Source organism: Nostoc sp. DSM 114160 (assembly GCF_053470305.1).
In genome coordinates this window covers 2,640,557-2,654,787 of the sequence record NZ_JBPFGO010000001.1, presented here as the reverse complement: position 1 = coordinate 2,654,787, position 14,231 = coordinate 2,640,557, and the positions used below count along the sequence as shown (strand labels likewise).

At 42.4% G+C, this 14,231-nt stretch carries 12 protein-coding genes and 1 tRNA gene; 7 read left to right on the top strand and 6 right to left on the bottom strand.

The window, feature by feature from the left end; genetic code table 11:
• Window positions 1-4 precede the first annotated feature (4 nt).
• Window positions 5-955, bottom strand: coding sequence for a phosphate ABC transporter permease subunit PstC (gene pstC, locus NSTCB13_RS11835; protein ID WP_445629704.1), 951 nt, complete (start codon window positions 953-955; stop codon window positions 5-7).
• A 144-nt stretch (window positions 956-1,099) separates the two neighbouring features.
• Window positions 1,100-2,281, bottom strand: coding sequence for a phosphate ABC transporter substrate-binding protein PstS (pstS, locus tag NSTCB13_RS11830; RefSeq protein WP_322694170.1), 1,182 nt, complete (start codon window positions 2,279-2,281; stop codon window positions 1,100-1,102).
• A 711-nt stretch (window positions 2,282-2,992) separates the two neighbouring features.
• On the opposite strand from pstS, the gene NSTCB13_RS11825 reads away from it, so the two are divergent.
• The 5 genes from NSTCB13_RS11825 to NSTCB13_RS11805 all read left to right on the top strand — a co-directional run bounded on the left by NSTCB13_RS11825 (window position 2,993) and on the right by NSTCB13_RS11805 (window position 8,205).
• The gene (locus tag NSTCB13_RS11825; RefSeq protein ID WP_445629703.1) at window positions 2,993-3,580 is read left to right on the top strand and encodes a biotin transporter BioY; all 588 of its coding nucleotides are present in this window, start codon (window positions 2,993-2,995) and stop codon (window positions 3,578-3,580) included.
• A 94-nt stretch (window positions 3,581-3,674) separates the two neighbouring features.
• On the top strand, window positions 3,675-4,151 hold the full coding sequence (lspA, locus tag NSTCB13_RS11820) for a signal peptidase II (RefSeq protein WP_445629702.1): 477 nt from the start codon (window positions 3,675-3,677) through the stop codon (window positions 4,149-4,151).
• 300 nt (window positions 4,152-4,451) lie between these two features.
• Entirely contained in the window at window positions 4,452-5,120 is a 669-nt protein-coding gene (locus tag NSTCB13_RS11815) for a hypothetical protein (RefSeq protein WP_448272472.1), read from the top strand.
• A 382-nt stretch (window positions 5,121-5,502) separates the two neighbouring features.
• Window positions 5,503-7,773 carry a transglycosylase domain-containing protein gene (locus tag NSTCB13_RS11810; protein ID WP_445629700.1) on the top strand — a complete coding sequence of 757 codons (2,271 nt, stop codon included), beginning with the start codon at window positions 5,503-5,505 and terminating at the stop codon, window positions 7,771-7,773.
• Between the two features lie 72 nt (window positions 7,774-7,845).
• A complete protein-coding gene (locus tag NSTCB13_RS11805; RefSeq protein WP_448273184.1) occupies window positions 7,846-8,205 on the top strand; it encodes a four helix bundle protein in 360 nt (119 codons plus the stop codon).
• Window positions 8,206-8,233: 28 nt separating this feature from the next.
• Here NSTCB13_RS11805 and NSTCB13_RS11800 read toward each other — a convergent pair whose 3' ends face one another.
• Together NSTCB13_RS11800 and NSTCB13_RS11795 are read right to left on the bottom strand one after the other, a co-directional pair.
• Window positions 8,234-9,664: a DUF4335 domain-containing protein gene (locus NSTCB13_RS11800; RefSeq protein ID WP_448272471.1), complete on the bottom strand. Its 1,431-nt coding sequence runs from the start codon at window positions 9,662-9,664 to the stop codon at window positions 8,234-8,236.
• A complete protein-coding gene (locus NSTCB13_RS11795) occupies window positions 9,661-10,287 on the bottom strand; it encodes a DUF3038 domain-containing protein (protein WP_322675299.1) in 627 nt (208 codons plus the stop codon). The genes NSTCB13_RS11800 and NSTCB13_RS11795 overlap by 4 nt, the downstream gene beginning before the upstream one ends.
• 466 nt (window positions 10,288-10,753) lie before the next feature.
• Between NSTCB13_RS11795 and NSTCB13_RS11790 the strand changes: the two genes are divergently transcribed.
• Window positions 10,754-11,272, top strand: a complete 519-nt coding sequence (locus NSTCB13_RS11790; RefSeq protein ID WP_322694165.1) for an adenine phosphoribosyltransferase — start codon at window positions 10,754-10,756, stop codon at window positions 11,270-11,272.
• Between the two features lie 106 nt (window positions 11,273-11,378).
• Window positions 11,379-12,425, top strand: a complete 1,047-nt coding sequence (locus NSTCB13_RS11785) for an ABC transporter permease (RefSeq protein ID WP_322675301.1) — start codon at window positions 11,379-11,381, stop codon at window positions 12,423-12,425.
• Window positions 12,426-12,833: 408 nt separating this feature from the next.
• Here NSTCB13_RS11785 and NSTCB13_RS11780 read toward each other — a convergent pair.
• Both NSTCB13_RS11780 and NSTCB13_RS11775 read right to left on the bottom strand, forming a co-directional pair.
• Window positions 12,834-12,904, bottom strand: a tRNA-Gly gene (locus NSTCB13_RS11780).
• A gap of 50 nt (window positions 12,905-12,954) precedes the next feature.
• The gene (locus NSTCB13_RS11775; RefSeq protein ID WP_448272470.1) at window positions 12,955-14,211 is read right to left on the bottom strand and encodes a hypothetical protein; all 1,257 of its coding nucleotides are present in this window, start codon (window positions 14,209-14,211) and stop codon (window positions 12,955-12,957) included.
• Window positions 14,212-14,231 lie beyond the last annotated feature (20 nt).

Sequence of the window (14,231 nt, the reverse complement as noted above, 5' to 3'; positions counted from 1 at the left end):
TAAGCTATATTCGCTTGACTCTCAGAACGATCAACTCTGCCAGAATATTGACTACCAGTGTTAAAAAAAATAAAATTAAAGCCGCGTACATTAAAGCCGCAACTTGCAAACCACTCGCTTCTGAGAATTGATTTGCCAGTAGAGAAGAAATTGTATTGGCTGGTGCTAAAAGAGAAAGACTGATGTTGTTGGAGTTTCCTATTAACATCGTTACAGCCATTGTTTCTCCCATTGCCCGGCCAAGTCCCAGCATCACAGCACTAACTATGCCCGAAAAAGCTGCTGGAATGAGAACTTGCAAAATTGTTTCCCAGCGGGTTGCTCCCAGCCCTATAGAGGCTTGGCGCAAACTTGGAGGTACAGAAATCAAGGCATCGCGGGATAAGGCTGTGATGATGGGCAAAATCATAATTGCTAAGATGACTCCCGCCGGTAACATTCCTGGACCTGTAGGAGAAGTGCTAAAAAATGGCAGCCAGCCAAAGTAACCATTGAGCCATTTTCCCAAGTTGGTTAAGATTGGCACTAAAACGAAAATACCCCACACCCCGTAGACAACACTGGGAATAGCTGCGAGCAGTTCTACTGCGAAAACCAGTACCAGTCTCACTTTAGCGGGCAAAAAATCCTCGCTCAGTACAACAGCAGTACCAATTCCAATTGGTACTGCAATCAGCAGACCAATAAAAGAACTCAAGAGAGTTCCATAAATTTGGGGTAGCACTCCATAGCTATCATTAACCGGATTCCAAGTGGTATTGGCTAAAAAGCTGACACCAAACTGTTGAATGGCAGGCCAAGCACTAATTGCAACCTGCCACCCAATCCATAATAAAGTACCAGCAACCCCAAAAGCGAAAATTTTAGTCAGCCAGATAAAACCCAAATCTAGGGATTTTTCGGCGTCAGAGCGATTTTTCATCGCTGATGACAGATTTTGAGAATTTGTAGTCATGAATACCGACTTTCAGAATTAAATCAGAGAGAAATATGGAGGCAACCAGATTAGTAAAATTGTCGCCTCATCATCTATTTAAGCTGACTTATACAATAGTAACTCTGTGTACAAAGTTACTACTGGATAGGGGTGTTTTATTACTTACTTGCTAGCGCTATTACCACTGGCAACAGAAATTTTATATTCTGGGCTGATTTGGTCAGCAGCAGCAGCTACCTTTGTAATCACATTTGAGGGTAGAGGAACATATCCTAATGCACTAGCCTGCTTCTGTCCATCAGTTAAAGCGTATTCGATTGCAGCTTCAATCGCCTTGGCTTTTGCCGCATTGGGGTATTTCTTGTAAGCCAAAATCCAGGTGTAAGTAACGATGGGATAGGAATCAGCCCCTTCGGGATCGGAAATGAAGGAGCGAAGATTTGCGGGTAAAGGTACTGATTCAAGAGTTTTAGAAGCTGACTCCTCACTAGCTACAACAAACTTACCGCCTTTATTTTCCAAAGCAGCGAACTTGAGACTATTTTGTTTGGCATAGCCATACTCAACATAACCAATGGAACCTTGAGTTTGTTGGATTTGGGCAGTAACACCCTCGTTACCTTTAGCACCTACTCCCTTAGGCCAGTTGACGGTTTTGCCTTCACCAACTTTACTCTTCCACTCAGGGCTAATAGCGCTGAGGTGTTTTGTAAACACACCCGTAGTTCCGCTACCATCGGAACGATAAACGACTGTGATTGCCTCTTTCGGAAGCTTTGCACCTGGGTTAGCCTTGGCAATTTGGGCATCATCCCAGGATGTGATTTTGCCTAGTAGAATATCAGCGTAAACAGCTCGTGGCAGTTTAAGTTCTGGAACATCAGGCAAGTTATAAGCCAGCACGATGCTACCAGCAGTTACAGGCAGTAAAATAACACCCCTATCTGCTGGTACTTTCTGAATTTCTTCATCCTTCATCGCAACATCACTGGCACCAAAGTCTACAGTACCTTTGATAAATTGTTCAACTCCAGAACCGCTACCAACTGATGCATAGTCAACTTGCAGATTGGGATATTTTTTGTTTAAATCTGTGAACCAGGTATCGTACAGTGGTGCCGGAAAAGACGCACCAGCCCCGCTTAACTTTACGGTTCCGCCAAGGTCTAATTTAGCTGGGCTAGAAGCAGTAGTATCTGTAGCAGTGCCAGAAGGCGTATCTTTGGTGGCTGTACCATCTGGTGTTTGCTGTCCGCCACAAGCTGCTAGGCTGATTGTCAGTGCTAACACTGAAATTGAACCTGTGAGGCGATGAGTTTTTATTGCACTAAGACGTGAGAGCATCGCTATCAATTTTTTAGTAACTTTTCAGGTGAGCGTTTCTAAGATACTCCTAAAGGACAGCAATAAAGATTAACAATAGGTTAATAGAACAAAAAATGCTTGTTTTTTTTTGATGAAGAACAAACCCTTATTTTTAGTTCTGCTTGATAATTTTTATACTTTTACTGAAGTCGTTAGTTATATATAGCACTGGTTTAAGTAGCTCATACGCATTTACAAAAATTGATTATTAGAGTAAATTCTTTGGCTCAGTTGTGAAAAAATTCTAGTATGGAATAGCGCTTTTGCTTTGTATCCAATACACTTCTACCTCTCCTAAAAGGATAAAGGCTGTGAATCTTATTTCACTTCCTTGGGAAGTGGCTGTTCTTGTTAGGTCTGTATTAGACTCAACTGATAAGCACTATAAATATTAAGCACTTTGTAGCTCAATTTAGGCAATTATCTGAAAAAATAGTATAAATACCAAGCTGAATAATATAGATTTTACTATATTTACGGTCAAACACCAGAATTCAGAACACGCCTCAGTCAATAAAATTAGACAATAGACACCTAAGCTGAAATTCGTAAAACTGAAAAATTACATACTAAAAAGGCAAAAGAAAATATGCTAGTTCTTAAGATATCAGCACAAATTTCATTTCAATATTAATGAATATACTAGTTGCTGTTGGTTTTCCCTTTTGCTTTTCCTTGGTTGCCTGATAAATGTTTGCTGCTTCCAATCAATTACTATGGTCTATGATTGGCTTACTCCTGACAATGGGTGGTACCTTCTTAGAAGTTTATGGCATCACCTTACCTTGGACTTGGAGTCAGCACGGAATTCAGACTTTTTCTTTAGGTGTCACTTTTCAAATTGGCGCAGTATTGTTGGTGGGTTGTTTAGGAGGCAAAAATGCAGGTGCCCTCTCGCAAATTGCCTATTTAGTCATGGGGTTAACCTTATTACCAGTATTTGCCGATGGCGGCGGTATTGGTTATGTCAAGCTGTCTCAGTTTGGCTATTTACTAGGTTTTATTCCTGGAGCTTGGATTTGTGGCTTAGTTGCTTTTAAAGCGAGACCTCGACTAGAAACTCTTGCCTTTAGTTGTGTCTGTGGCTTATTAACTCTCCACCTATGCGGTATTACTTATTTGATTATTAGCTATTTTTTTCAGTGGAAAGGCACAGAAAATCTAACTTTGATACAAGCAATCCTTAGATATTCCTGGTTTGCACTACCAGGTCAACTAACCGTGGTCTGTGCAGTTACTGTAATAGCATATATATTGCGTCACTTAATGTTTTATTAGTTCATTGCCTTTCGTCCTTTGTCATTTGTCAAAAGCTCATGACCAATGACCAATGACTAATGACCAACGACCAACGACCAATGACTAATTCGCCATGCATTTAAAAAATCGTCTTTTCTGGATCGCTGCCTTCATTGCTTTTTTCTTAGACCAAATAACAAAGTACTGGGTAGTACAAAGCTTTAGCTTGGGACAGACACTACCACTCTTACCTGGTATCTTTCACTTTACGTATGTCACTAACACTGGTGCAGCTTTTAGTCTGTTGAGTGGGAAAGTAGAGTGGTTGCGCTGGCTATCTTTAGGAGTGAGTTTAGTATTGATAGCATTGGCGTTACTTGGCCCAACATTAAATTTGTGGGATCAGTTAGGCTATGGCTTGATTTTAGGTGGAGCTATGGGCAACGGTATCGACCGTTTTGTTTTAGGCTATGTCGTTGATTTTCTTGATTTTCGCTTGATTAACTTTGCTGTATTTAATGTGGCAGATTCATTTATTAGTATCGGTATTGTTTGCCTGTTAATTGCTTCCTTGCAAAAAACACCGACTTCAACTGGCAGATCCCATTAAACTATTAAGCCTGGGATGATTAATCCCAGGCTATTGACTTAGTGAAACCTTTGCTCAGTCTTATATGCGAAGACTTTACTTATAAGGTTTTTATCAATTTTTATTTGTCACCTAACACCAGTTATGCAAACTGGTGCAAGAGTTCACGAAAGATGCACCGACGATCGCTGATGGCAAACCATTATTTAGATTATGCCCCAGCTTTAAATTTAGTTACCTGTCGTAGGAGTTTTTGGTGAACTAGAGCCAGGAGTACTGGGAGAGCTACCGGGTTCGAGGCTGCTGCCAGGAGTGCCAGGAGTGCCAGGTTGTTCTGGTGTAGTTGAGCTACCTGGTTCGGTAGTGCTGCCAGGAGTAGTAGGTGCGCTTTCAGGAGTGTTTGGGCTTCCTGATGGTGGAGTTAAGTTGCTAGGTGCGCCTTCAGGAGTGGTTGAGCTTCCTGGTGGAGTTAAGTTGCTAGGTGCGCCTTCAGGAGTGGTTGGAGTAACGCTTCCTGGTGGTGGAGTTAAGTTGCTAGGTGCGCCGGGTGCCGATGGGGTTGTGCTTTCTGGTGCTGGAGTGGTTTCGGGAGTGCCAGATCCAGAAGGAGTGCTTCCTGGTGCAGTTGTGCTGTCAGGAGGGGTGGTGCTATCAGGCGTTGTTGTTTCTGCTGGTGTTGTTTCTGCTGGTACTGTAGTGCTACCAGGAGCGCTAGGGGTGAGTGCTGTGCCGCCGGGACAACGTGAATTAAGTGGAAAATTCTGGCATAGAATTTTCTTACCTTCTGGTGACAGCTTGATTTCCGCTGGTGCACTAGTGGAGTCGGTACTAGATTGGGCTATGGGGGATTTACTGGATTCGGCTACAGCAATATTAGTGGTAAGTGCCAAAGATAAAGCTGTACCAATCAAGCTCAGAGATTTTCCCATCATTACTGAAATTAACCTCAACAGAACACTCGCCCCATTAAAGCAGAGAACCAAGATTTAGAAAATCCTCCTAAATGAAGATATTTAGGTTTGTTTCAAAATATGTGGATATGTAAAATTGGTAACAATTAAATTCAGTTGTTTATTACTAGCTAGTGTTTAAAAAGACAAAATAAAAAATTATACTTGTAGTTATTGAAGGTTTAATACTAGCCTAGATTAAGCTTATGAGAACACATAAACAGTATTTCCTTCTATAAATAAGTAATTAAAATTACAAATATTTTAATAGTTTGAATATGAATTTAAGTATAAATTAAATCAAAAAGGTTCCGTAGAGCTAATTTATGCTTTGGCTTATGAGTAAAATGATGAAAGACTAACATCTAAAATTGATTGTAATTCGCCCGATTCTTCATTAAAAACTGTGATGTGAATAGCCGATGAGTTCTCCCCAACCCCCTCACAAGCCACAAACGTTACTAGGTCAACTGACTCAAGCAGTACATACGATTCAAGCTAGGGTCGATTTTTCAAAATTGGCGCTCAAGCCTAATGCCAAAGTACCGGAACTTTGGGTGCAGGATGCGGGGGCGGATAAAGCAGAGGTATATCCACTGTTGGGCGATCGCTATATTCTCGGTCGTAGCTCGAAATCCAGCGATATCGTTATCCGTAACCCTGTTGTCAGCCAAATTCACCTCTCATTATCGCGGAATTCTACTCAGCGCACACCAGTTTTCACGATCAAAGACGAAAACTCCACCAATGGCATTTATCGTGGGAAACGTCGTGTTAGTTCTCTAGAACTGCGTCACGGCGATATTCTGACTCTGGGACCCCCAGAACTAGCCGCTTCTGTACGGTTGCAATATGTCGATCCACCAGCATGGTATGTCAAAGCTGCAAGTTGGACAGCTTATGGTGTTGGTGGTGTCAGTGCCCTGTTAACGCTGGTGATTGGCGTCGAATGGCTGAAATTTTCAGTCAGACCTCTACCGACAGCGACACGCGCCCCAGTAGTTGTTTACGCCCGTGATGGAGCCACTCCCCTGAGAGAACCTCGGACAATCTCTCATGTAGACATGAAGCGATTAGAGGAATTTGGCCCTTATTTGCCTGCTGCGGTAGTGGCTTCAGAAGATAGTCGTTATTACTGGCACTTTGGGGTTGATCCTCTGGGGATTTTACGAGCTGTGTTGATTAATAGTCGCACCGGGGATGTGCAACAAGGAGCCAGCACTGTTACCCAGCAAGTTGCCCGTAGTTTGTTCCGCGAGTATGTAGGTAGACAAGATACCCTTGGCCGAAAATTGCGGGAGGCAGTTGTCGCCCTAAAACTCGAAACATTTTACAGCAAAGATGATATTTTGCTGATGTATTTAAATCGGGTTTTTTTGGGAGGAGATACCTCTGGCTTTGAGGATGCAGCCCGATATTACTTTGAAAAGCCGGCTAAAGAATTAACTTTGGCAGAAGCAGCAACATTGGTAGGAATTTTACCAGCACCCAACGCCTTCGATTTTTGTGGGGATGGGCCAAATAAGCTAGAAGCAGCTGAATACCGAAATCGCGTAATTAAGCGGTTGCTGGAGATGGGCAAAATTAAAGCAGAGGATGCGAACCGAGCTAGACGTTCCACTGTTCAAATTAGTCCTAAAGTCTGCGAACAGCAAGCGAAAACGATCGCACCTTATTTTTACAGTTACGTCTTCTCTGAACTCGAATCAATTTTGGGTGAGGGAGCTGCAAGAGAGGGAAACTATATCATTGAAACCAAGCTCGATCCAACCATACAGAGACAAGCAGAAGCAGCGTTGAATAATTCGGTGAACAACTCTGGTAGAACTTTTAATTTTTCTCAAGGAGCATTAGTCACTCTTGACTCTAGTACAGGCAGTATCCTGGCAATGGTAGGCGGGACTGATTACAAAAAAAGTCAGTTCAATCGTGCTGTTCAAGCCAAAAGACAGCCAGGTTCCACCTTTAAAATTTTTGCTTACACCGCCGCGATTCAACAGGGAATTCCAGAATCAAAAAGTTATTCTTGCGCCCCTTTAACTTGGCAAGGCTTTACTTATAAACCCTGTCGTGCTGGTGCTGATACTAGTTTAGATATTGCCACCGGACTGGCGCTTTCAGAGAATCCCATCGCCTTGCGAGTTGCCAGAGAAATCGGGCTGGATAAAGTCGTGGCAATGGCACAGCGTTTGGGGATAAAATCAAACCTCGATCCGGTTCCCGGTTTGGTACTGGGTCAAAGCGTAGTCAATGTTTTGGAAATGACTGGTGCTTTTGGCGCTATTGGCAATCGCGGTGTGTCAAATCCTCCCCATGCCATTAACCGAATTTTAGACAGTGGTGATTGCAGCGATCGCAATGATATCAAAACCTGTCGCGTAATCTACTCCTTCGACCAAGATCCAGGTGCCAACAAACGAGTGTTGACAACTAATGTCGCCGATGAAATGACTAGTTTGATGCGCGGTGTAATCGCCAGAGGTACTGGTCGTAGTGCTGCCATTGGATTAGGTGAAGCTGGTAAAACTGGCACGACTGATAAAAACGTTGACTTGTGGTTTATTGGTTTTATCCCCAGTCAGCGACTTGTAACTGGTGTTTGGCTAGGAAACGACAATAATTCCCCGACATCTGGCAGCAGTGCTCAAGCAGCTCAATTATGGGGAAATTATATGCGGAGAATTACACGGTAATTGGGCATTGGGTATGGGGCATTAAGAATTGGGAACTATCGATCGATAAATGATCGATGGACTTTTGTAAGAATATTTGATTTTGAGGACTTAGAAGTTTATCAACTTGCCCAAAAGCTAGCTAATGAAATTTGGCGTATTGCTAAAGGATGGGAAAATTTTACTAAAGATACACTGGGCAAACAAATTGTTCGGTCTGCTGATAGTATTTGTGCGAACATCGCAGAAGGTAGAGGCAGGTACAACGACCAAGATAATCGGCGTTTTGTCAAGATTGCGAGAGGGTCTTTGTATGAAACTATCAGTTGGTTGAGGTTAGCCTACGCCAGACAGTTATTGACAAATGAACAGGCAAGCAGATTAAAACCAATTCTTGATGAACTATTACCCAAGCTCAATGCTTACCTAAAAACCATAGGAAATAGGGAATAGCAACTTAATTCTCTTGCCCTATGCCCAATTACTGATATCCCTTCCAAGGAGTGACTTCAAGCTTACCGTTAGGCTTGAATATCACTTGGAAATGGGCTAGAGGTTCTTTGTTATTGGGAGCAGCTACATTAGAACCATAAATGTCGTTAAACATCTTAGGAAGAGGTGTTTCTCGGAAATAATCAAAGGCGACTTGATTAAGTGGTTCATAGTCAGCAATTACACCATCTTTGTTGACCGCTACTCGATATTTTAAATCTCGCGTAAAGGTAGGAGTGCCACTCCAGTTTTGGCGAACTGTATTATAAAGCTTTTGATTTAAACCTTTAGTGATATTAGAGTCAGTAATTTTTGCACCGACTACCTCTGGTGTCTTAGCATATCCTCGCCAAGGGCTAACTTGCAGCACACCATTTGTAGTAAACACTATTCGGAATTGGGCGATTGGTTCATTAGAAATGGGAGCGCGGTTAGCAGGATTATAAAGTAGGTTAGGCAGAGGAGTTTGCCCGACTTCTTGATTGGCTTCTTTATTCACCGCTTTATAACCAACAATCGCTCCATCCGCAGCTACACCCAAACGATAGATCAAATCCTGTTGCAATCCTGAACGCTTAGTCCAAGCTGGATGAACTTGGTTATACACTTGACGATTTAATGCACGCAACTGGGATGGGTCGGTAATTTCTGGAACTGTATTTAAAAGTGCTTCTAAATCTTTAACTACTGGCTTTTCATTGGCTGTGGGTGGTGTCGTCGGTGTTGCAGCCTCAATGGGTGTTGCAGCTGCTGATGCTGGAGGATTAAGGTTCTTTGTTGTAGAGCTAGATTGTTCATCTGGCTTAGGCTGCGGTGGACGAATTTGGGGAGGTGGAATCAAGTTAAATGCGATCGCTGCTACTGCTAAACTTGATACTCCTATAGCCGCAGGAACAGCCTGCTTGATTACAGCCTGACTGGCACCGCCATAGCGTCTAGTAACTGGTTGTAGTTCTAAGGATAATTCTGGTAAAGTCTGAGTATCAGCAAAAAACTGATCCACTGCTTCTACCAAATCAAACAACTGTACCGTATTCAAATCTATTTCAATCGGCGGACGTTTAGAATTATTAGAGCGATCGAACCCCTCTGGAGCATTCTCTGAATGTATGATTAACCTGTGGCGGTTGCCGTCAATTTTTTGAAACTCTACTAGCTCCGATTCCTGATTGTGTGCTTGCGGATTGGGTACAGTACTCAGAAATTCTTGGGCGTAACCACTAACAGCCCTCACCAAACTTTCAAAAAATTCTCGCCCTCCGGTTAGGGGTTGATTGTAACCAGATAAATAGCATTCTGCATTTACCAATATTGATAATTCTGGGCGCATTTCCTGAAACTGTGCAGCCCTAGTGACATCACTTAACCCTTCTAAAAGAAGAGTACAATTAGGTAGACTGTACTTACGTTGAATATTCATTCCACTTCACCGTCAAAAAGACTAATCCAGAACCGCTGCATTCCAGCAGTACCAGTACAAAATAGTAATTGTCCTAACAAATTTATTGCTAGCGCATCTAATTTTTCATCAGAAGTTAATGCTAGTACACCAGAACGTCGAGCATTCATCCGGCTTTTAAAATGCGCTCTAAACCGCTCTAAATAATTAGATAGCCGCAAATTCTGTTCTAATGGAATCTGTTTTTCTTCCATTTGTTGACATATCATTAATAACTGACGGATGACAACAGTTAAACGCCGTGCTATATAGCAAGCAATGACCACCAAAGCTTTTGCTTCCATAATAGTTAAAGGACGGCGTATGTGCGCTCTTCGTAGCGGGTTAGAGCTACGCATCCGCCATAAATTCACCCTGTCTTTAACAATTCCTTTAAGATCCAACTCTTGAGCAAAAGCCAGGATTGCTTCCGAACCACCAAGTTCTAAAGCTTCAATTGCCAGTAAAATCAGGTCAATTTGCAGCCTGGTTCTCCGAGGACACGTTTTGGAAGCGATCGCAGGATCTGGTAAAGTGTCCAGAATCATCGGCAGTGAATCTTGGGTTGGACTGTTGAACGGCGTTAAACTTGCTGAAACATTCATTCTATAAATACCTTGTGCGGTTCCAACAGACTAGATAAAACAAATTTAAGATCGGTAGCCAAGACTTGAGCCTTAGACTTGTGGCAGTAGCATGACTACCTGATATATACATTACTTAACTCTTTCTACTCAAAGTTTTCCCTATATTGAAATCAAAATTTTAAAACATAACTAAATTCACCTCATTTCTTAGTGAAATACCTTTTATAGCTTGGTTTAGATTCTAATTATCGTCAATGAAGAGCGAAGCTTCAGCCTTTATCCCTACTTGACCCCCAGCGTATGACATTATAGTGTACGATTTTTCAGGTATCTGAAATTGGGCATTAAGCACTTGTACTGAGCGACTCGTGCCGAGCAAAGCCGAGGTAAGTCGAAGTATTGGGCATTGGGTATTGCTGATTAATTTTTCTACCTCATTTCCCATGCCCCATTCCCCATTCCCTACTCCTTTATTCCCCATTTTATGGATTTAAAGTCTCTCGTTCGTAACATTCCAGATTTCCCGAAACCCGGAATTTTATTTCGGGATATTACTACGTTACTGCGCGACCCAGAGGGACTGCGCTACACTATTGACTTTTTAGCACAAAAATGCGATGAAGCTGGAATAACAGTTGATTATGTCATTGGTATGGAGTCGAGAGGATTCATTTTTGGTTCGCCTCTGGCTTATAAATTAGGAGCTGGTTTTATTCCCATCCGCAAAAAAGGGAAGTTACCAGCAGCCGTTCACTCAATTGAATATCAACTAGAGTATGGTACAGATTGCCTAGAAGTGCATCAAGACGCTTTACACCAAGGTAGCCGAGTTTTGATTGTCGACGACTTGATTGCCACAGGTGGGACAGCGAGTGCCACAGCTAAATTGGTGCAGAAAATTGGCTGCGAACTAGTAGGATTTGGGTTTATTATCGAGCTACGGGATTTACAAGGGCGTACACATTTACCGGACGTGCCGATTATCTCTTTAATTGAATATTAGTCATTAATCATTGGTCATTAGTCATTAGTCAGTAGAAAAACAACAGACAAAGGACAGATGACAAAGGACAAATGACAAATGACAAAAGACAAAGGACAAAATATAAATGACATCTACGAAAATTTCCTTGGAGACCGGTCGGGATTGGCTAATCAGGCTAGTCACGAGCGAAACTTTTGTTTATGTGGCAAAGCGACTATTGCAGGCACTGCTAACCTTGTTGTTGGCGTCAGCGTTGTCGTTTTTCATCATTCAACTCGCTCCCGGTGATTATGTAGATACGCTGCGGCAAAATCCGAAGATATCTCCTGAAAGAATTGAAGAAATCAAACGGCAGTTTGGTCTAGATAAGTCTTGGCCAGAGCAATTTGGGCTGTGGCTATGGCGAATCTTAACCAAAGGAGATTTTGGCACGAGTTTTATTTATCAACGTTCAGTGGCATCGCTGTTGTGGGAACGAGTACCAGCGACTTTGCTATTAGCGATCGCATCTTTAATTGTCACATGGGCGATCGCCATCCCTCTAGGGATCTTTGCCGCTGTCAAACAAAATAGGCCAGCAGACCGGATTTTACAAGTGATTAGTTACGCAGGACAAGGCTTTCCTAGTTTCATCACTGCCTTAGCGCTGCTGGTTTTAGCCCAAATCACCTCACCATTTTTTCCAGTGGGTAGCATGACTAGCATCAATCACTCAGAACTGTCGTGGTTTGGCAGAATCTTAGATATCGGGTGGCACATGATTTTACCCACCATCGCACTCTCAATTACTAGTTTTGCGGGTTTGCAACGCATCACTCGCGGCGAATTATTAGATGTCCTGCGTCAAGATTACATCCAAACGGCTCGTGCCAAAGGTTTACCAGAAAACCGCGTCATCTATGTTCATGCACTCCGCAACGCTATAAATCCCTTAATTACTTTATTAGGTTTTGAATTAGCTGGTTTATTAAATGGTGCCTTCATCGCCGAATTTTTCTTCAACTGGCCTGGTTTAGGGAGATTGGCTTTACAGGCTTTACAAGCTCAAGATTTATATTTATTAATGGCAAGCTTGGTTATGGGCGCAGTACTTCTGATTGTTGGCAATTTAATCGCCGACTTGATGCTCAAAGCAGCCGATCCACGCATTCGCCTAGAAAATCTTAATTAACGTGAGTTCGACAAGCCCTTTTTTGACCTCTCCCAACCCCTCTTGGACACGGAGAGGGGAGCCAAAACCCTAATTTCTCTTTGCTCCTCCCTTTCCCCGTGGGAGAGGGAGGTTGGGAGGGAGAGGTACATCGAACTCACGTTTAATTAGCAGCAATTATAAAATTCAAAAAATCCAAACTTATTGGGCGTTTTCCAAAATCCTGCCAACTATAAAACAACAAAGAAATAGCCAGAGTGCGGATGTTGTTCAAGAAAGTGTTGCTTATTCCTCATCCTAGAATTTGGCTACTCTCAGTTTCAAGCTATTTCTGTACGCTGCCAAAAATTGTGAATTGCTGTTTAACTATTTATGTGACTAAGATTTAGACTTAGGTTTTTGCACCCGTGTATTTAAGAGTTTTTTCTAAGCGGGCGGCGGGAATCGAACCCGCATTAATAGCTTGGAAGGCTATAGTTTTACCACTAAACTACGCCCGCAAATTTCCAACTCTACAAACTTAACACAGTTTCTGTAAAAATTCAAGCATTTAGTTGGAATTTGCGGGTTGCATTTTGATCCTGACATACAAATTGCTCAATTCTGGTTTTGTGCCATCGTTATTGTGGGCAGCAAGAAAGTTTTCTGTTTTGAAAACTTCCCTCAATACTTGCTCGTATGTACTTTTTTCACTTTGCAGTTTTGCTGGTTCTATTTCTAGAACTACAGCCTGTTGAAAGTTGCCATTCTGATCGATTATCAAGCTAGCCAAAAGTTGTGCTGGTTCGAGTTTTGAATTCTGGATAAGAAAACTTGGGTCTAATTGTTTTGTGTTGCTTCCCTTGTATAAAGCGATAACATCGGGTAAAGCATCTTGTCGGAATCCTTTTGATTGTATCAAGCTAATCACTTCATCTCTAGATAAGGGAGCTACTATTGCTACCGATGCTCCCCCAGTTGAAGTTGCGGGAGTTTCTCTAGTTGAAGTTGCTGGAGTTTCTCTAGTTGAAGTTGCGGGAGTTTCCCTAGTTGAAGTTGCTGGAGTTTCTCTAGTCGAAGTTGCTGGAGTTTCTCCAGTCGAAGTTGGTTGAGTTTCTCTATTTTCAGGTTCTAAAACTGGTCGATTTGATGGAATACCTGTTGGTAGTTGCGTTCCCTTTCCCAGTTTAATTTCTTGACGACGCTTCCAAGGTAAATTACCGATTGGAACTGTAGGTGTCGGCGTGGCTTTAGCTATAGGTTTCGGTGTGGCTTTAGGTGTAGGTTTTGGTGTCGGTGTTGGTGTGGCCTTAGCTATAGGTTTCGGTGTGGCTTTAGGTGTAGGTTTCGGTGTCGATGTGGCTTTAGCTATAGGTTTCGGCGTTGGCGTGGGGACTATCTGCTGTCTAGAAGGTTCGCTATTAGGTTGAGAGGCGTAAATTCGGCTCTTTTTCTGGAAATTTTCAGGAGGATTTATTGCGCCAATTTCTTCATTTCTAGGCGTAGTTCGTGCTGTTTGTGATGAACGTGCTGGTACAGACTTTTGAGTAGAGGATAGTGGCTTTGACGAAACTATTTTGGCTGTTGATTTTGATTTGATTATTGATTTTGTTTTAGGAGCAATTTCTATCAATTCGATGGGAACAGCAGATTGATTTTGCTGGGGAAACCACAGACTAAATGCATTAGATGAGCGCATCAGCCAGAACACCAGCAAGTGCAGAGAGACTGAACTGACAATGACAAAAATCCACAAACCTGGTGGATCGGTGTGTCGTCTCCAGACCTTGGCTGGAATTGGAGTTTTGTCTGCAACCGATGGTGTCATATTATATAAACTGGATATGA